Origin of the sequence: Streptococcus sp. X13SY08, from assembly GCF_001182825.2 — a bacterium.
GTDB lineage: Bacteria > Bacillota > Bacilli > Lactobacillales > Streptococcaceae > Streptococcus.
This window is the reverse complement of record NZ_LFYO02000002.1, coordinates 298151-317136: the sequence shown is the minus strand read 5'-3', so window position 1 is coordinate 317136 and position 18986 is coordinate 298151. Positions and strand designations below refer to the sequence as shown.

General features: G+C 40.6%; 16 protein-coding genes and 3 pseudogenes. 3 read left to right on the top strand and 16 right to left on the bottom strand.

Features of this window, described 5'->3' with window-relative positions; all coding sequences use genetic code 11:
• Positions 1-109 precede the first annotated feature (109 nt).
• The 5 genes from AEX56_RS08530 to rpiA all read right to left on the bottom strand — a co-directional run bounded on the left by AEX56_RS08530 (position 110) and on the right by rpiA (position 3452).
• Positions 110-268, bottom strand: a complete 159-nt coding sequence (locus AEX56_RS08530) for a hypothetical protein (RefSeq protein WP_160315162.1) — start codon at positions 266-268, stop codon at positions 110-112.
• A gap of 1 nt (position 269) precedes the next feature.
• The gene (locus AEX56_RS02190) at positions 270-1079 is read right to left on the bottom strand and encodes a purine-nucleoside phosphorylase (protein ID WP_049617728.1); all 810 of its coding nucleotides are present in this window, start codon (positions 1077-1079) and stop codon (positions 270-272) included.
• Between the two features lie 29 nt (positions 1080-1108).
• Entirely contained in the window at positions 1109-1462 is a 354-nt protein-coding gene (locus tag AEX56_RS02185) for an ArsC/Spx/MgsR family protein (protein ID WP_049618228.1), read from the bottom strand.
• A gap of 14 nt (positions 1463-1476) precedes the next feature.
• Entirely contained in the window at positions 1477-2688 is a 1212-nt protein-coding gene (locus AEX56_RS02180; RefSeq protein ID WP_049617727.1) for a phosphopentomutase, read from the bottom strand.
• Positions 2689-2777: 89 nt separating this feature from the next.
• Entirely contained in the window at positions 2778-3452 is a 675-nt protein-coding gene (gene rpiA, locus AEX56_RS02175; RefSeq protein WP_049617726.1) for a ribose-5-phosphate isomerase RpiA, read from the bottom strand.
• Between the two features lie 175 nt (positions 3453-3627).
• Between rpiA and mnmE the strand changes: the two genes are divergently transcribed.
• A complete protein-coding gene (gene mnmE / locus AEX56_RS02170; RefSeq protein WP_049617725.1) occupies positions 3628-5001 on the top strand; it encodes a tRNA uridine-5-carboxymethylaminomethyl(34) synthesis GTPase MnmE in 1374 nt (457 codons plus the stop codon).
• A gap of 69 nt (positions 5002-5070) precedes the next feature.
• On the opposite strand, the pseudogene AEX56_RS02165 reads toward mnmE, so the two are convergent.
• The 11 genes and pseudogenes from AEX56_RS02165 to cdaA all read right to left on the bottom strand — a co-directional run bounded on the left by AEX56_RS02165 (position 5071) and on the right by cdaA (position 16714).
• Positions 5071-5832, bottom strand: a pseudogene (locus tag AEX56_RS02165) (class I SAM-dependent methyltransferase).
• 26 nt (positions 5833-5858) lie between these two features.
• On the bottom strand, positions 5859-6422 hold the full coding sequence (locus AEX56_RS02160) for a GNAT family N-acetyltransferase (RefSeq protein ID WP_049618227.1): 564 nt from the start codon (positions 6420-6422) through the stop codon (positions 5859-5861).
• Positions 6423-6564: 142 nt separating this feature from the next.
• Complete coding sequence (locus tag AEX56_RS02155) at positions 6565-7149, bottom strand: LemA family protein (RefSeq protein WP_049617724.1); 585 nt, start codon at positions 7147-7149, stop codon at positions 6565-6567.
• 47 nt (positions 7150-7196) lie between these two features.
• A complete protein-coding gene (locus AEX56_RS02150; protein WP_053093897.1) occupies positions 7197-7985 on the bottom strand; it encodes a TPM domain-containing protein in 789 nt (262 codons plus the stop codon).
• 527 nt (positions 7986-8512) lie between these two features.
• Positions 8513-9076 (bottom strand): annotated as a pseudogene (locus AEX56_RS02145) (uracil-DNA glycosylase family protein).
• A 48-nt stretch (positions 9077-9124) separates the two neighbouring features.
• Positions 9125-10531 (bottom strand): dipeptidase PepV, encoded by a 1407-nt coding sequence (gene pepV / locus AEX56_RS02140; protein WP_049617723.1) that lies wholly within the window; start codon positions 10529-10531, stop codon positions 9125-9127.
• Positions 10532-10676: 145 nt separating this feature from the next.
• Complete coding sequence (gene sstT / locus AEX56_RS02135; protein WP_082326147.1) at positions 10677-11888, bottom strand: serine/threonine transporter SstT; 1212 nt, start codon at positions 11886-11888, stop codon at positions 10677-10679.
• Between the two features lie 420 nt (positions 11889-12308).
• Positions 12309-13853, bottom strand: coding sequence for an ABC-F family ATP-binding cassette domain-containing protein (locus tag AEX56_RS02125; protein ID WP_049617721.1), 1545 nt, complete (start codon positions 13851-13853; stop codon positions 12309-12311).
• Between the two features lie 56 nt (positions 13854-13909).
• A pseudogene (glmM, locus tag AEX56_RS02120) lies at positions 13910-15206 on the bottom strand (phosphoglucosamine mutase).
• Between the two features lies 1 nt (position 15207).
• On the bottom strand, positions 15208-15870 hold the full coding sequence (locus AEX56_RS02115; protein WP_049617720.1) for a CdaR family protein: 663 nt from the start codon (positions 15868-15870) through the stop codon (positions 15208-15210).
• Entirely contained in the window at positions 15860-16714 is an 855-nt protein-coding gene (gene cdaA / locus AEX56_RS02110) for a diadenylate cyclase CdaA (protein WP_082326146.1), read from the bottom strand. Before cdaA ends, AEX56_RS02115 begins: the two co-directional genes overlap by 11 nt.
• Before the next feature lie 116 nt (positions 16715-16830).
• Here cdaA and murT point away from each other — a divergent pair, with 116 nt between their 5' ends.
• Positions 16831-18174: a lipid II isoglutaminyl synthase subunit MurT gene (murT, locus tag AEX56_RS02105; RefSeq protein WP_049617719.1), complete on the top strand. Its 1344-nt coding sequence runs from the start codon at positions 16831-16833 to the stop codon at positions 18172-18174.
• Entirely contained in the window at positions 18174-18956 is a 783-nt protein-coding gene (gene gatD / locus AEX56_RS02100) for a lipid II isoglutaminyl synthase subunit GatD (protein WP_049617718.1), read from the top strand. The genes murT and gatD overlap by 1 nt, the downstream gene beginning before the upstream one ends.
• Positions 18957-18986: the final 30 nt, after the last annotated feature.

Genomic DNA, 18986 nt, shown 5'->3' with positions numbered 1-18986 from the left:
GCGTCCATTCTTTTCGTAATGTTTAATTGAATATAGAAAGGGCAGAGGTCGAATTCCTATCGAGCAGAACTCGCTCTCTTTCCTTTTAGTTTTATTTCTAGTATAATATTTATTTTTTCTTATCTTCTTGAGCAGCTAAGGCGGTAAAGGTAACTCCCGAACCCATGAAGATAATACCTAAGGTTCTATTGTCGTTTTTGAATAGGAGGAAAAGTCCAACGAAAATCTGCACTAAACCACAAATAAGAAAAAGTTTTTTTGTATTCATCTTACAACTCCTTCAACACTTCCTTGATAAAGTTTTTGAAGTTGCCTTTGATTTGTTGGGTGACTTCGACCACTTCTTCATGGTTGAGTTCAGATTGGAAGCCAGCCGCAAAATTTGTAATAGCAGAAATTCCAAGTACTTTCATACCAGAATGAGCTGCAACGATAACTTCAGGAACTGTAGACATACCAACTGCGTCAGCACCCATAGTTTTAAAGGCACAAATTTCAGCAGGGGTTTCATAAGTAGGACCTGTCACACCGATATAGACACCTTCTTCCAATTGGATATCCAATTTCTCAGCAATGGCATGCGCTTTTTGACGGTAAGCTGCTGTATAGGCATCAGACATATCAGGGAAACGTGGACCAAATTCTTCCAAATTTTCGCCAATCAACGGATTTTGACCAGTCAAGTTGATGTGATCGTTAATCGCCATCAAGGTACCTGGACCATAGCCGATACCTCCAGCTGCATTGGTCACGATAACACCCTCACATCCGAGTGCTTTCATGACACGAACAGGGAAAGTCACCACCTCAAGTGGATTTCCTTCGTAAAAATGGAAACGCCCCTGAAGTGCCAAAACTTTACGTCCGGCTAAATCACCGTAAACCAGTTTTCCAGCATGGCCAACAACTGTTGACTGACCCCAGTTTGGAATGTCTGCATAGTCCAATACAATGGCATTTTCTACTTCTTCTGCCAATTCTCCCAAACCTGAACCTAAAATAAGACCAAATTCAGGCGCTGCTAAGCCTTTTTCTTTCAAAAAAGCACTTGTTTCTTTAATTTTATCAAATAACAACATAATTTCCTTTCTATTTTACCTTTATATCCTTAGGGTAAGAGATCCAAGACAAGCTCTGCTGGTCTGCATAGCTTTGCACCTTTAGAAGTAATCACTATAGGACGATTCATCAAAATAGGATGATCTACTATTTGTTTAAAAATGTATTCCTGAGATAAATCTGGATCCTCCAAATCTAGCTCCTTATAAAGAGGGATACTCGTCTTTAACAATTCTCGTGGAGTTAATCCAAGTAAATCTAATAAATCTTGCAATTTTTCTGCACCGATGGGATTCTGTACATAATCAATCAACTTTGGTTCAAATCCCTTTTGTCTAATTAGTTCTAAAACTTGATTGGATGTACCACAATCGATGTGGTAATACATGGTTATTTCTTCCATCGTTGCTGCCCCCATTATACTAATGTATTCAAGAAACTTTCACCAATCATGGCTGAATCAACTCCAAAGTTTTCAGCAATAGTCGCTGAGATATCAGCAAAGTGTCCTTGTGGAATCACACCATTTCCTTTGAAAGATGGGCTGTAAGCTAAAAGTGGGATATATTCACGTGTATGGTCTGTACCCACATAAGTCGGATCGTTTCCGTGGTCAGCTGTAATCAGAAGCAAATCATCTTCTTTCATGTGCTCAATGATTTCTGGTAAACGTTCATCGAATTCATGCAAGCAATCACGATAACCATGTGCATCACGACGGTGACCATACATGGCATCGAAATCTACCAAGTTAGTGAAGGAGAATCCTTTTGTAAACTCAGGTAGTTGCAGAGCCTTAATGAGAGTATCCACGCCGTGATTATTGGATTTGTTGTGTCCCATATCGTTTGTAATACCTGAACCATTAAAGATATCACTAATCTTACCCACTGAATAAGTAGGAATACCTGCATCAGCCAATTTGTTCAAAACAGTATCTTCAAAAGGTGATACAGCGTAATCGTGACGGTTAGCAGTACGTGTAAAGTTGCCAGGTTCCCCAACATATGGGCGGGCAATAATACGACCTAGAAGTGCTGGACGTTCTAACGTAATCGAACGAGCATATTCACAAATCTTGTACAATTCTTCAAGCGGAATAATGTCTTCATGAGCTGCGATTTGAAGAACTGGGTCAGCTGACGTATAAACAATCAATTCTCCAGTTCCCATTTGGCGTGGTCCAAAATCATCGATGACTGCTGTGCCAGAATATGGTTTGTTGGCTTCACGAATAATTTTACGACCTGAAAATTCTTCAATTTTTGTCAGAATTTCTTCAGGAAAACCATTCCAAAATGTATCAAATGGTTCTGTAATATTGAGACCCATGATTTCCCAGTGGCCAGTCATGGTATCTTTACCAAGGGATACTTCTTCCAATTTTGTCACATATCCCGTTGGATTTGATTCAACCGGAACAGTCTTAAGTGGCGTCTCGCGAGGAATATTTCCCAAACCAACTTTAGCCATATTTGGCACATTGAGACCTACCGTTTTTGAGATATGACCCAAGGTATCTGAAGCTCCATCCGGAACACTCGCATTAACAAAGTTGTTAGCGTCTGGTGCAGCACCAATTCCGACAGAATCTAGCACAACTAGATGAATACGATTGAATGTTGTCATCTTATTTCTCCTTTTCGTCCTAAGAGACGTTCTATAATATTATTATACCACAAAGAAAGCCCTCCCAGCTATACCAGAAAGGCTCAAAATTAATTTACCTCGAGGATTTTTGGTCCGTCAGGATAGCCCACAAGGACTTTAGAAATGAGGTGGATGAAAAGACCATGCTCTACCACTCCCACCGTACGATCAAGTTCATCTGCTAATGCTTTTGCATCCTCAATCGCTTGCAAATCCAAGTCAATGATATAGTTTTTCATATCGGTTATTTTCCGACTTTCCCCATCCATACGAAAAGATGGGCGATAACCTTTTTCCTCAAATTTTCTAAAAAGATTTTCGGAACCGTATTGGACAACCTCAACAGGTAATTTGAAGGCTCCCAATTGATCTACAACTTTTGATTGGTCGACAATCCAAATACAATCTCTGCTGTTGACCGCCACAATTTTTTCCATTAAAAGCGCTGCTCCACCACCTTTGATGCCATCAAAATTGCCATCCACTTCATCAGCTCCATCTACTGTCAAATCCACATAGTCCACTTGGTCAATCGATTTGAGAGGAATACCTAAGCTTTCAGCTTGAGCTGTTGTCGCATGAGAGGTTGTTACCCCCACAATCTGCAACCCTTCCTCTTTCACTCGTCGTCCAATTTCTTCTACAAAATAGTAAGCTGTTGATCCCGTTCCCAGACCAACGACCATACCGTCTGTCACAAACTCAGCAGCCTTGATACCAACCTGCTGTTTCAAATTTGACATAGATTGCACACTCCTTTTTACATAAAAACGATTACAAAAAATATTATACCATCTTCGCTCTGCTATTTCCACAAAAATTTAAACGGTTACAATCATTTCAGATAATCCAGCAAAGACAATTTTTAAAGAACATGATAGAATAGTAGCGTTAATAAGTAAAATTATAGGAAATATTATGATAACCAAAGAATTTGATACCATTGCTGCTATCTCGACTCCTCTGGGAGAAGGGGCTATTGGGATTGTCCGTTTATCGGGGAGTCAAGCTGTTGAGATTGCACAAAGCGTTTTTAAAGGAAAAAATCTGCAAAGGGTTGATAGCCATACCATCAATTATGGCCATATTATAGATCCACGATTGGATGAGATTTTGGACGAAGTGATGGTGACTGTCATGCGAGCACCAAAGACCTTCACTCGCGAAGACGTCATCGAAATCAATACGCATGGTGGCATTGCTGTGACCAATGAAATCCTTCAACTACTCCTGCGCCAAGGCGCACGAATGGCAGAGCCAGGAGAGTTTACTAAGCGTGCCTTTTTGAATAGTCGTGTGGACTTGACACAGGCTGAAGCCGTCATGGATGTTATCCGTGCTAAGACAGACAAAGCCATGCACAATGCAGTCAAGCAATTGGATGGCTCGCTCAAACGCCTCATTGATGATACGCGGCAAGAAATCCTCCATACGCTAGCCCAAGTCGAAGTCAATATTGACTACCCAGAATACGACGATGTTGAAGAAGCGACGACCGGATTGATTCGTGAAAAAACGCTAGAATTCCAAAAATTATTAGAAGACTTGCTTCGTACCGCTCGCCGAGGAAAAATTCTTCGCGAAGGAATTTCAACTGCTATCATCGGGCGTCCCAATGTCGGTAAATCCAGCCTTCTCAATAATCTTCTACGAGAAGACAAGGCCATTGTCACTGATATTGCTGGTACGACACGCGATGTCATCGAAGAATATGTCAATATCAAGGGCGTGCCCCTCAAATTGATTGACACTGCTGGTATTCGTGAGACAGATGATATTGTGGAAAAAATCGGTGTGGAACGGTCACGTCAAGCCTTGGCTGAGGCAGATTTAGTCTTACTCGTTCTCAACGCGGCGGAGCCATTGACCGATCAAGACCGCAATCTGCTTGCCATTTCTCAAATGACAAATCGCATTGTTTTGCTCAATAAGACGGATTTGGAAGAGAAAATCGAAGCCATTGAATTACCCGAGGATGTTATTCGTATTTCTGTTCTTGAAAATCAAAATATTAACCAGATTGAAGAAAAAATCAACCAGCTCTTCTTTGAAAATGCTGGGTTGGTGGAACATGATGCGACCTACCTTTCAAACTCACGCCATATTTCCCTCATCGAGCAAGCTGTCCAATCTTTGGAGGCTGTCAATAGTGGTCTTGAAATGGGCATGCCTGTTGACCTGCTTCAGGTGGATATGACCCGCTGCTGGGAAATCCTCGGCGAAATTACAGGTGACGCTGCACCAGATGAACTCATTACTCAGCTCTTCAGCCAGTTTTGTTTGGGTAAATAAGAAAAGGATTGGTTTTCCAATCCTTTTTTGCTTTTCGGGTGAAACCAAATGATTCCTTAAAAAATTATTTTATAACTTGAAAGATAGCGTAGCGATATAATCATTTCCAAACTCAGTCAGTCTATTTCTCTTATCACAAGACTCATAGAAACCAATCATAGCCAATCCATTTTTAAGTTGACTTCTAATTTATGATTCTAGTGTATGACTAAATTCATAACCGTACTCAGGATTAATTTTAATTTTTCCTTCTTCTAATTTACGAGAATTAAAAGGAAGAGAATATTTTAAAAGAAGTTCTTCAGCTGGCCTATCCCATACTACATCAGCATCGTACATATAAATCCACGGATTCATAAAACCAACCATCAAAAATCCGCCCTGTTTTAGAACTCTGGATGCCTCGCGATACATATTCTCTAAGTCTTCAATATAAACATTTGAAACAGGGTTAAATACAATATCAAAAGTTTCATCTTCAAATGGAAATGGTTTGGTCATATCACCTAAAATAGTTTTAATTTTAAGGTTATCCCTACTTGCAACCATTTCATCTTTTTCAAGTTGAGATTTAGAAAAATCCATAATTGTCACATCATAATCATGTAAAGCAAAAATTGGTCCTTGCTGACCTCCACCGCAGGCCAACCCAAGCACCCTTTTGCCCTCTGTCTTTTCAAACCATGATTCTGGAACAAGTTTACCAACAGTCAAACTTACACTTATTGGTTGATCTTTTAAATTCATCAATTCTTCATGCGTATATGGTTCAGTATAATCATTATGTACTCTATTCCATCTTTCTTGGTTTAATGTTACATAGTCATTCATTTTTAGAGATTCTCCTTTTCCTACCATTAGGATAACATTTTTATATACTCATCATAAAGAATGGAATAGCAAGCAATATCGTATATCCCTTGATTGTTTAAACCAGCTTGGCGTAATGTTCCTTCATAGCTCATACCGCATTTCTTCATAACTAATCCACTACTCGCATTATTTGTATCATGCATAGCAGCTATACGGTTTACTCCAACCTCCTCAAATAAGAATTCGATAACTCTAGAAAGTGCTTCACTTGCTATGCCTTTATTCCACCAAGCTTTCCCTAATCTATAGGCAACTTCGACGCTACTGCAACTTTCATCAACCTTAGCCACATTAATGCCTCCAATAGCCTCCTTTGATGATTTTAGGATAATAACCCATTTGTAATAGTCCAAACAATCATATTTGGAAATATCCAACAAATTTATTTCACGTGTTACCTCTATTGATCCGTGAGCTTTCCAAGTTAGATATTTCATCACCTCAGAATCGTTAACCCAATTATGAAACATGTCCTCTACATCTTTTGATTCATATTTCCTTAATATAAGTCTATTTGTTTCTAGTTTTTTAGTCCCTTTGTGATTCATGATCTTCCCTCGTAAATTCGAATTTATATTTTTAATATATTGTATCATTTTCTATCATATAACTATTTTTTTAGATAAATTCTCTTCGTTTTAGTACATCAAATATCAAAAAAGGTTCCTGCTCCAAGCAAGAACCTTTTTCTTATTCACTACCTTTATTTTCCAAATCGACACTTGGGACGGTTGTTGCAGCTGTTTCTGTTGCTTTGAAGAGCTCAGCTTTTTCAAAACCAAACATGCCTGCAAAGATAGAGGCAGGGAAGCGACGGATTTTACGGTTGTAAGTGGTTGCGACAGCGTTATAGTCCTTTCGGGCAACCAAAATACGATTTTCCGTTCCTTCCAACTCAGTAATCAATTCTGAAACTTGTTGGTTGGAATTAAGCTGTGGGTAATTTTCTGTCAACACCAATAGACGAGAAACTGCTGCATCTAACTGAGATTGACCCTCTTGATAAGCTTCTGATCTTTTAGCACTTGAGCCGATTTTAGCACGCGCATCCGCAATAGCCGTGAAGACTTCTTCTTCATGCGCCATTGCTTCACGAACGGCAGATACAACATTCGGAACCAAATCATATCGACGCTGCAATTGCGTATTCACATCTGCTTGTGCATTTTCAACTTGCGAGTGAGAATCAACTAAGCCATTGTACTGACCAATACCAATCATGGCTAATATAGCCACAATAACTACGGGAATTAAAATTGGGAGATATTTTTTCATTTTCTATCTTACGAATTCCTGAAGAATTCTTTCCTTTCATGTTACATTTACCAACCGGATGAGGCACCACCACCATCGCCGCCGCCACCAGACCAGCCACCGCCGCCACTTGAGCCGAATGAACTAGAACTGGAATTTCTACTAGAACCACTAGAGTAACCACTGAAACTATTTGCTAAAATCCAAAGAAGAGTACCTGAACCGCCGCCACGACCACCACCTTTACCTAATGTGACTATGATAAGCCATAGAACGAAGACAATCGCAAAAATAATCTCTCCAATATCAAACGAGCTACCTTGATTTTCTTCAAATTCGGCCAGACGCGTCTGTGCACGATTGGTACCATAAAACTCGTCGGCCATGGCATCAATGATATAAAGAACACCGTTATCGTAATCTTCAGCTCGAAAGAAATCTCGTGAACTATCTAAAATTCGTTTGACTGTCACATCGGTTAAAACCGTTGAGGCTCGGTCTGATGTCTCAATTCGAAATTGACGGTCCTTAATAGCAATAACTAAAAGTGTTCCGTTATTGGTTCCCGAATACCCAACCATCCATTTGCGAAAGAGCTCATTAGAGAAGGTCTCTAATGAGCTAGGTAAACGATCTGTGATATAGACTCCGACCTGCAATTGCTGATCCGTCTGTGACCAAGATTTATTTTCCTTATCAATAGTCGCAATCGTTTGGCTAGATAAGTAACTACCATCATCCACAACAGTCGTGTCAATCGGTTGATTCGGTAATTGCGCTTGGACTTGTGGTCCGCTGAGACCAATCCCTAAGCCCACTAAAACCAGCATAAGAATGCTGACTAAAAACTTTTTCATAGGATTTCCTCCTTGAGACTACATTATACTAAAAAAGAATTGGAAATCCAATTCTTTCATCTGATTTGTGTTGTTTTTGTAGCTAAATCCTTTTTAGATCCCACTTGTAAAAAAGTTCCTTTCAAATACTGATCTCAGGAAGATTTTCTCTCAAAATATCTTGTGTAGAGAAAAATTTAGCATTGCTACATTTAATAGGAAATCGAACACAGATACTTTTTTAGATTCGTTACCTTTAACATTTATAAATGAAAAAATCAATACAAAATTAGTCTTTTACGTCTCTATAAAAACAATGCAAAGCTATTCACTGAAAAATACTACATTAGGCTATACCCGCAATCCATTTAAGTGGCAATGGTAGCAACTTACCTCATTTGATTTGCGAAACAGATATTCAAGAACAAAAAATATCCATAATATGTGATCAATTGTAAACAGATGAACACGATAAGCCCGTGCCTCTCTATCTATCAGTAGTATGTTCTTGTTTTTAAATATAGTATGGCAATAAGTAGCAGATAAAATTATAAGATTTCCTTTACCAAACGACGTAATGCTGGCACCACTTCCTCCTTAAACCAAGGATTTCTAGTTTGCCAAATATTATTTCTAGGCGACGGATGGACCAAGGGAAAATAAGTCGGTAAAAATCGCTGGAAATGGCGGACATTGTCTGTAATCTTGACAGTTGCTGGCTGATTCAAATAGGCACCAATAAGAATTGTCAACTGAATATCAGGTATGGTCTCTAAAATCTGTGGATGCCATTTGTCCGCAAAGCCCCTTCTTGGTGGCAAATCACCCGATTTCCCTCTTCCCGGAAAATAAAAATCCATAGGAACGACGGCAAAATGACCTGATTCATAAAAAGTTTATTCATCCACACCCAACCAATCGCGTAGCTGATTCCCTGAAGGGTCTTTAAAATACATTCTTGCTTCTTGCGCACGAATGTCAGGTGCCTGACCGATAAGCAAAATCTTTGCTGTAGGGGGCGCTGCAAACAAGAGCTCAATTCCTTTTTCCGTAAAGAGTGCATTCTGAGAGTCTGTCATGATAGCTCTCTTAATTTCCTTAATGGTTGACATGGCTATACCTCCCTAGACAAAAAGACAGGTTCCCCTGCCTTTTTCATCCTATTTGATTAATTCATAGATGGCTTCTGCGTAAATAGCGGCTGCACGGTAGAGATCTTCTACATCAATGAATTCATTGGCTTGGTGCATAGTATCTATGTAGCCTGGGAACATAGCACCGTAAGCGACACCACGTTTCAAGAGACGACCAAAGGTACCGCCACCGATGACTTGTTCGTGACCACGAAGGCCTGTTTGACGCTCGTAAACATCTAAAAGTGTTTTCACAAGTGGATCTTCCATTGGTAAATAGTGAGGAGTATGCTCATGCTCTGAAAGACTTACAGAAAGAACACCTGACAACTCTTGCAAGGCAGCCTGAATGGTTGCAGCATCTGTTCCTTGTGGGTAACGGAAATTGAGTGCGATAGTATTATCTGGCAATGTTTCATCAAATCTAAAGACACCAGCATTCATGGAAAGGGCACCCATGCGCTCATCTGTGATAGCAACGCCTAATTTTTCACCAGCATGGTCTTCAAAAATGTAGCCAGATGTCACTGCAATATAATCTTTAGCCGCGCCAGCAAAATCAAACTGGTGAAGGAAACGTGCTAGGTAAGCTGCGCCATTGACACCAGCTTCAGGGTGAGCACCATGAGCTGACTTACCAACCACTGTCAAATGGAAACGTCCATCTTCTTCTTTGAGCTCTGCTGTAACACCGTATTCTGCTGCAAAAGTCGTCACACGTGCTTGCAATTCTTCCAAGCTAGCTTCCGCTGAGAAAATAGCTGTCGCTGATTCAGGTACCATGTTTTCACGTAAGCCACCTTGGAAACTATGCAGTGTGAAAGCACCGCCATTGGTATTGCCAAAATGAAGATATTCTGTAATATTTCCTTTTTCACCGTTGATGATAGGGAATTCTGCGTCTGGTGAGAAGCCAAAATCTGGTTCTGGGAGACCAACATTTGCAAAATAATAGTCCATATCGCCCCAGCCAGATTCTTCGTCTGTACCAACTACAAAACGGACACGTTTAGAAACAGGCAAGCCCAATTCTTTAATGATTTTGAGTCCGTAATAACAAGCCACGGTTGGTCCTTTATCATCTGATGAACCCCTAGCAAAGAGTTTTCCGTCGATGATTTCTGGTTTGTAAGGATCTGTATTCCAGCCACTGCCCGCAGGAACAACGTCCATGTGAGCAAAGATTCCCAACTCTTCTTCACCTTGTCCAAAAGTAAAATGACCCGCATAATTGTCGACATTTTTTGTCTCGTAACCATCGCGTTCTGCGATTTCCAAGAATTTTTCCAAAGCTTTAACAGGACCAGGACCAAATGGGTGCTCTGCATCCGCCTTACTATCGTCACGTTCGGAGTTAATTTCCAAAAGACTAAATAAATCAGCCATCAAATCATCGCGGCGTTTGTCCACTTCCGCTTTAAAATCAATTGTCATGCTTTCTCCTTTTCAGTATATGAAGTAAGTCTATTTTATCATAAAATCTGTAGCAGGTTAGAAAAAATATCACAATAGTGGAAGTAAAAAAGGCTGGGACAAAAGTCCTGCCTCGTTTCACTTTTTATTCCACGCTCTTAGAGGATTATGACAATTTACGCCAACCAGATTTTTCGGCTATTACTGTAAATAAGACATCCGTCGAAGAATTAAGTGCTGTTTCACAAGAATCTTGGATCACTCCCACTACAAATCCAACACCGACCACCTGCATTGCCAAATCATTGGAAATGCCAAAAAGGCTACAAGCAATTGGAATTAAAAGCAAAGAACCTCCAGCTACTCCAGATGCACCCGCTGCGGATAGAGAAGCAATAATGGACAAGAGAAGTGCAGAACTAAAATCAACGCTAATCCCAAGAGTATTGACAGCTGCCATAGTCAAAATATTAATGGTAATAGCAGCTCCAGCCATGTTAATGGTTGCACCCAGTGGGATAGATACTGAATAAGTATCTGGATCCACTCCTAGGCGTTCACAGAGTTGCATATTGACTGGAATATTGGCTGCGGAGCTTCTTGTAAAGAAGGCTGTCATTCCACTCACACGCATACATTCAAGGACTAGAGGATAAGGATTACTCTTGAGCATAATAAAAGCAATTAAGGGATTCATGACTAGAGCCACAAATACCATACTCCCCACCAATACTAAGAGCAACAGCCCGTAATCAGCTAGTGCACTCAATCCATTACTCGCTACGGTAGCAAAAATTAATCCCATAATTCCAAAGGGAGCAAGACCAATAATCCCTGCTACTACTTTGGAAGTAACTGTTGCAGCTGATTGCAACAAGTCTTTCATTTGTTCATTGGCTTGGCGAAAAGCAATACCAAAAACAGCCGCCCAAGTTAACACTCCAATATAATTAGCAGTCGCAAGAGCATTGATTGGGTTATCAACGACTCTCATTAGCAGATCTTGAAACACTTCTGCAATTCCCTGCGGTGGAGCAATATCTGTAGTAGTCGCATTAGAAAGAACTAATGTAACAGGAAACAAATAGCTAGCTACTATGGCAACAAAAGCAGCTGCAAAAGTTCCGAATAAATAAAGAAAAATAACTGTCCTCATATTGGACTTTTGCCCAGTAGGCGCTTGAGATAGGGCATGTGCAACCAAGGTTAAAACTAAAAGAGGAGCGATAGCCTTCAAAGCCCCTACAAATAAGGTACCAAACAAAGCAATGACTTGTAATTTGGGGAATACCAATCCCAATAATAAGCCCATGACAACTCCGATACCAATTTTCCGAATTAAACTCATTCTTTTCCAAACAGATACTACTTTATTCACTCGATTACCTCCAAATAAACATACTCATTATCCTATCAAAAAAAATATTAAAGGTCAACAATTTTCAGAAAAAATTGAAAATAAAGCAAAAACTTTCACTAAGTAATATTCTCATGAGCCATTTTAGTGAATATTCTTGGCACAATTGATAACTATTAGAAAAGAGAACAGGCCAAAAATAGCATTTCTGCGAAATGACTGATTTCTGTCCCGCACTCTAATTTTTAGAGGTTAAGCCTATCAAAACCTCTTTACTTCTAACCTCGTACAACTCAAAAGTAAGGTGTGAAAAATTTTGATTTCCATGCTTCCCACCTCCAACTTTTCTCAAAATGTTTGAGCACTCAGCCATTACTACTTTCAAAAAAACATCAAAAAGAAAAGTTTGGAACTACTTTTTATTCCAAACTCTTTCATATTCTATGTTAAATCATTAAAATCCCAAATGTCATCTACCCAACCTTGGTAAAAGTTCGGTTCGTGACAAACCATTAGGATGGATCCTTTATATGCTTGAAGCGCTCGTTTGAGCTCATCTTTGGCATCCACATCCAAGTGATTGGTCGGCTCATCTAGCACCAATACGTTATTTTCACGATTCATAAGAAGACAGAAACGAACTTTAGCTTGCTCACCGCCCGAAAGGACTTGAATTTGGCTTTCGATATGCTTTGAAGTCAGGCCACATCGTGCAAGAGCTGCACGAACCTCGGCTTGATTGAGTGCTGGGAAGGCATCCCAGACAGCTTCAAGAGGCGTTTGACGATTCCCCCCAGGAACTTCTTGCTCAAAATAGCCCAATTCCAAATACTCGCCACGCTCCACCTGACCAGCAAGCGGAGGAATGACTCCTAACAGACTCTTCAATAGAGTTGATTTCCCGATACCATTTGCACCGATAATAGCAATCTTCTGATTACGTTCAAAGGTTAAATTCAATGGCTGACGCGTCAAGACGCGGTCGTAACCAATTTCTAAATCAGTGGCTTGGAAGATAAATCGACTTGGTGTTCGTGCCATCTTGAAATCAAAGGATGGTTTTGGTTTCTCAGCCTGTAATTCGATGATATCCATCTTATCCAATTTTTTCTGGCGTGACATGGCCATATTTCGTGTTGCCACACGCGCCTTGTTTCGATTCACAAAATCTTGTAAATCTGCAATTTCTTTTTGCTGACGCTCATATGCCGCTTCTAACTGTGCACGTTTCATGGCATGAACTTCTTGGAATTGGTAATAATTCTCTGAATAACGAGTCAGTTCCTGATTTTCCACATGATAGACAATATTAATCACATCATTCAAGAATGGAATATCATGAGAAATGAGGACAAAAGCATTCTCATAGTTTTGCAAATAGCGTCTGAACCAGTCAATGTGCTCCGCATCCAAATAGTTGGTCGGCTCGTCCAATAGTAAGATATCTGGTTTCTCAAGCAAGAGTTTGGCTAGAAGAATCTTTGTTCGTTGACCACCAGAAAGTTCAGTGACATCAGAATCCATACCAAAATCCATGACCCCCAGAGCACGCGCTACTTCATCAATCTTGGCATCTAGTGTATAAAAATCACGAGACTCCAAGCGATCCTGAAGTTCTCCGACTTCTTCCATCAGCGCATCCATATCCGCAGTCTCATCCGCCATGGACATATAAATTTCATTGATTCGTTCTTCTGTTTTAAAAAGTTCGTCAAATGCTGTTTGCAAGACATCACGGACTGTCATCCCTTTTTCAAGCTTGGCATGCTGGTCCAAATATCCCGCCGTCACATAGCGAGACCATTCGACTTTTCCTTCGTCGGGGACTAATTTTCCTGTCACAATAGACATGAAGGTTGATTTTCCTTCACCGTTGGCTCCAACCAAGCCAATGTGCTCTCCTTTGAGCAATCGGAAGGATACATTTTCAAAAATAGCACGGTCACCAAAACCATGACTCAAATTTTTAACTTCTAAAATTGACACGTATTTCCTCTTTCTCAAGAAAAGACGGTTACCCGTCTCCTCAATCTTATCTCTATTTAATCAATTCCAATCTCGCTACGTACAACGTCTGCGATGGTATCAACATAATAATCCACTTCTTCATCTGTCGGTGCTTCAGCCATGACACGAAGGAGAGGCTCCGTTCCACTTGGGCGAACCAAGATACGACCATTTCCAGCCATTTCATTTTCCATTTTTTCAATGATAGCCGCAATAGCAGGAACTTCCATAGCCTTATCTTTCATGCTGTTCTCTACACGAATATTGACTAACTTTTGTGGATAAATCGTCACTTCTGCTGCCAATTCTGACAATGACTTCCCAGTTTCTTTCATGATCTTGGTTAATTTAACAGCTGTCAACTGACCGTCACCAGTGGTATTATAATTCATGAGGATCACATGACCAGATTGCTCCCCACCAACATTATAGCCAGATTTGCGCATTTCTTCCACAACATAACGGTCACCAACTGCCGTCACAGCTTTTCCGATGCCTTCACGGTCCAAAGCTTTATGGAAACCAAGGTTGGACATAACAGTCGTTACGATGGTGTCTTTTGCCAAGAGTCCACGATCAAAAAGATATTTTCCGATGATGTACATGATTTTATCACCGTCAACTAAATCACCATTTTCATCCACTGCAATCAAACGATCACTGTCACCATCGAAAGCTAAACCAATTTGGCTTTCTGTTTCTTTCACCAATTCTTGCAATTTTTCTGGGTGGGTTGATCCCACACCATCATTGATGTTGAGACCATCTGGCATATCTGCCATCACTGCCAATTCCGCACCCAAATCTGCAAAAATTTGACGCGCAGATGTTGAGGCAGCTCCATTAGCTGTGTCCAAGGCAACTTTCATGCCATCTAATTCCACACCGATTGAGACTAAAAATTGTTGATATTTGCGCAATCCCTCTGGGTAGTCTACAACATCGCCCAAACCATCAGCTGAAGGACGAGGGAGAGTATCTTCTGCTGCATCTAAAAGGGCTTCAATTTCCAATTCTTTGTCATCATCTAATTTAAAACCATCCGCACCAAAGAACTTAATGCCATTGTCTTGAGCAGGATTATGGCTAGCTGAAATCATCACACCAGCACTGGCTTTTTCAGTTTCCTGCTGATAAAAGTCCCGCTACCAAGGCAGCTTCAAGCATTTGACCAGAAATACGCGTATCTCGTGCTACGAACACTCGTGGTATTTCCGTCTCATGCTGGCTAAGTACATAGCCACCAAAACGACCTAATTTAAAGGCCAATTCCGGGGTTAATTCAACATTTGCTTCGCCACGAACACCATCTGTCCCAAAATATTTTCCCATTTTATAAGACGACTGGTAAAATACGACCATTGGCATCTACTGCTTGAAGAGTCGCAGTTCCAGTATAATTTTCTGAAAGCTTGCTTGCATCTGGAACGATAGCTTCCACGTGATCAATCATTGCCAATGTATCTTCATCAGAGGTAACACGAACCGTCTCAAGTCCCAGTGTAATCCTTGCAACACTGTATCCCTCAGCAATCTGAGAATTGGTAATTTTTCCAACGATGCCAAAATTCTTACGCACCCGTTTTCCTATTTTCACATCGAATACGGACGGGTTGAGAATCGCATTCACACCGGAGGGTAGACCCGAAATCTGCAAATCAACACTCTGCGTTCCTACAGATAAACCTGTTAAATCAACGGTTACCTGAAAACTGCGTGTTGCTTCATCTGTTTCCTTCTGTAAAATCACGCGATTAGAACCAATCAGGTCCACATTGATAGTTGGCGAAAAGCCAGAAATGAAATAGGTCTCACTATCGTACTCGATGGTCACAGGTACATTTGTAATGGTGTGCGTGTAAGTTTCTGTCGCTGTACTCTGCGTCTTGACAGCCAAACTATTTTTATAATTAGTAGTTGTTGCATAGAAAAAGAGAACAATTGCAACCAAAACAGATAAGAGAATATAGCTAATATTTTTCACTTTATTTCGCATTTTTTCCACCTCCTAATCCTTGCCACCAGCGCTTTTTAATCTCCTGTTCGACTACAAAAGTGTGGCGTAATTCTTCCTCAAACTCATCCAAGGTCAGATTATGCTTGAAAATACCGTGATAGGCGATGGAAATGCCACCTGTCTCCTCTGAAACGATAAAGACAAAGGAATCCGACGCTTCTGATAAACCGATAGCTGCCCTGTGCCGCGTCCCAAATTCTTTGGAAATTTCTGGCGTCTCTGACAGGGGAAGGTAGGCACATGCTACTGCTACCTTATTTTCCTTGATAATCACCGCGCCATCATGCAAAGGAGTGTTAGGGATGAAGATATTGATTAAGAGTTCACTGGAAATATCCGCATCCAAAGAAATCCCTGTTGAGCGATATTCTTGTAAAGTTTGAGCTTGCTCGATAGCCACCAGAACTCCAATTTTACGAGGCGACATATACTTGACCGACTTAACGCAGGCTTGGATCAGCGCTTCTTCATTACTGATTCCTTGTCCAGTAAACAATTGCGTTGTCCGACCTAATTTCTCAAGAACAGAGCGAAGTTCTGGAGCAAAAATCACCACTGAGGCGATGACTCCATAGGTAATGACCTGATTCATCAACCACGAAATAGTTTGCAGTCCCAGCAAGGAAGCTACAATCTGAGCGATGATAAAAATCAATACTCCACGGATGAGGACCATAATTTTGGTTCCAGCAATCGCTTTAGAAAATCGATAGACCAGATAGATGACTAGAAAAATATCCAGTAAGTTGATAATAGCAACCCCTGGGCTAAAAATTAAACTAGACCAGTAATGGGCATCCAACAATTGACTCAAATTCAACATAGATTCTCATACATTCCTATTCTACAAAAGTGACTTTTTATATTATACCACAGTTTCTCTACTTTTGCCCGACTTCAAGAATAGAAAATCCCTTCTCTTTATGATAAAATGGGGCTATGAATTTAAAAACACCTTTTGGCATTCTGGCTGGTAAAACGACCCAATTTATTCTTAACAAAATGGGACGTGGTACAACATTGCCAGGAAAAATTGCCCTTCGATTTGACAAAGATATTTTAGATACCTTAGCAAAGAATTACGAAATCGTTGTGATTACAGGAACCAATGGCAAAACTCTGACGACTGCTTTGACAGTAGGGATCTTAGAAGAAGCCTTTGGCAATGTGACCGCCAATACCAGCGGTGCCAATATGATTACTGGTATCACCGCTACTTTTTTATCTGCCAAGAAAAACAAAAATGGCAAACAGATTGCGGTCCTAGAAATTGACGAAGCCAGTCTGGCAAAGGTCACTGAATACATCAAGCCAAGTCTCATCGTCTTTACCAATGTTTTCCGTGATCAGATGGATCGCTATGGCGAGATTTATACGACTTATCAGATGATGTTGGATGGTGCAGCTAAGGCGCCAAATGCTACTATTTTGGCAAATGGCGATAGCCCACTTTTCAATTCAACGACAGTTATCAATCCTGTCCGCTACTATGGTTTTGCAACGGAAGAGCATGAACCAAAACTGGCTCATTACAACACCGAAGGAATTCTTTGCCCTAATTGTCATCATATCATCCAGTACAAGTTAAACACCTATGCTAACTTGGGAAGCTATGTCTGCCCTAATTGTGATTTCAAACGTCCGGAGCTAGATTATAAACTGATCGCTCTGACAAGTATCACAAATATCTCTTCTAGCTTCGTCATTGATGGACAGGGTTACACCATCAACATCGGTGGACTGTACAATATTTATAATGCCCTAGCAGCAGTCAGCATCGCAGAATTTTTAGGGGTGGAACCCGAGAAGATTAAGGCTGGTTTTGAGAAAAGTAAAGCGGTCTTCGGACGTCAAGAAACTTTCAAAATTGGTAACAAAGACTGTACTTTGGTCCTCATCAAAAATCCAGTGGGTGCTACCCAAGCCATCGAAATGATGAAATTAGCTCCCTACTCCTTCAGTTTAGCCGTATTACTCAATGCAAACTATGCTGATGGCATTGATACCAGCTGGATTTGGGATGCAGACTTTGAGCAGATCAATCACATGGACATTACACAAATCATCGCAGGCGGTGTTCGGGCTTCTGAAATTGCTCGTCGTCTCCGTGTCACAGGCTACGATGAAAATCGAATCAATGAAAAGTCTAGTCTGGAAGATGTGATTACTGCCATTGAAAACCAAGACAATCCGCATGTCTATATCCTGGCCACTTATACCGCTATGCTGGAATTCCGTGAGCTCATGGCCAATCGTAAAGCTATCAGAAAGGAGATGCGCTAATGGTTTATACTTCGCTGAAAAGTCCAGAAAAAGAAACTGCCTACCAGATCAACATCGCCCATCTCTATGGCGATTTAATGAATACATACGGCGACAATGGCAATATTCTTATGCTGAAATACGTAGCGGAAAAATTGGGGTGCCAAGTCCAAGTCGACATTGTTTCCATGGCAGACCCCTTCGATAAAGATTTCTATGATATGGCCTTTTTTGGTGGTGGACAGGATTTTGAACAATCCATTCTAGCCAAAGATCTTCCAAATAAGAAAGAAAACCTCGCTGACTTTATCGAAAATAATGGCGTCGTTCTTGCCATCTGTGGTGGTTTCCAGCTTTTAGGGCAATATTACATCGAAGCTGGTGGTCGCAAGATTGATGGTCTTGGGATATTGGGCCACTACACCCTCAATCAAACCAACAATCGCTTTATTGGCGACATCAAAATCCACAATGAAGAATTTGACGAAACCTATTATGGTTTTGAAAATCACCAAGGACGAACCTTCCTAGCAGCGGATCAAAAACCGCTAGGAAAGGTGATTTATGGAAATGGCAACAATAAGGAAGATGGCGGGGAAGGCATGCATTACAAGAATTTCTTTGCTAGCTATTTCCACGGTCCGATTCTTTCTCGTAATCCACGCTTGGCCTATCGCCTTGTCTCCACTGCTCTTCACAATAAGTATGGTTCGGATATCCTTTTACCAAGCTATGAGGACATCCTTAGTAAAGAAGTTGCTGAAGAATACGGCGACGTCAAATCAAAAGCAGAATTTCAATAAACAGTAAAATCCCATTCTAACGAATGGGAT

Bases quoted from the DNA above. Each gene is read 5' to 3' on its own strand.
- pepV (WP_049617723.1), bottom strand. From the start codon at position 10,531: ATGACAATTGATTTTAAAGCGGAAGTGGACAAACGCCGCGATGATTTG.
- rpiA (WP_049617726.1), bottom strand. From the start codon at position 3,452: ATGTCAAATTTGAAACAGCAGGTTGGTATCAAGGCTGCTGAGTTTGTG.
- gatD (WP_049617718.1), top strand. From the start codon at position 18,174: ATGGTTTATACTTCGCTGAAAAGTCCAGAAAAAGAAACTGCCTACCAG.
- AEX56_RS08530 (WP_160315162.1), bottom strand. From the start codon at position 268: ATGAATACAAAAAAACTTTTTCTTATTTGTGGTTTAGTGCAGATTTTC.
- AEX56_RS02115 (WP_049617720.1), bottom strand. From the start codon at position 15,870: ATGCGAAATAAAGTGAAAAATATTAGCTATATTCTCTTATCTGTTTTG.
- AEX56_RS02150 (WP_053093897.1), bottom strand. From the start codon at position 7,985: ATGAAAAAGTTTTTAGTCAGCATTCTTATGCTGGTTTTAGTGGGCTTA.
- AEX56_RS02160 (WP_049618227.1), bottom strand. From the start codon at position 6,422: ATGAATCACAAAGGGACTAAAAAACTAGAAACAAATAGACTTATATTA.
- AEX56_RS02180 (WP_049617727.1), bottom strand. From the start codon at position 2,688: ATGACAACATTCAATCGTATTCATCTAGTTGTGCTAGATTCTGTCGGA.
- AEX56_RS02155 (WP_049617724.1), bottom strand. From the start codon at position 7,149: ATGAAAAAATATCTCCCAATTTTAATTCCCGTAGTTATTGTGGCTATA.
- murT (WP_049617719.1), top strand. From the start codon at position 16,831: ATGAATTTAAAAACACCTTTTGGCATTCTGGCTGGTAAAACGACCCAA.
- AEX56_RS02190 (WP_049617728.1), bottom strand. From the start codon at position 1,079: ATGTTGTTATTTGATAAAATTAAAGAAACAAGTGCTTTTTTGAAAGAA.
- AEX56_RS02185 (WP_049618228.1), bottom strand. From the start codon at position 1,462: ATGGAAGAAATAACCATGTATTACCACATCGATTGTGGTACATCCAAT.
- mnmE (WP_049617725.1), top strand. From the start codon at position 3,628: ATGATAACCAAAGAATTTGATACCATTGCTGCTATCTCGACTCCTCTG.
- cdaA (WP_082326146.1), bottom strand. From the start codon at position 16,714: ATGTTGAATTTGAGTCAATTGTTGGATGCCCATTACTGGTCTAGTTTA.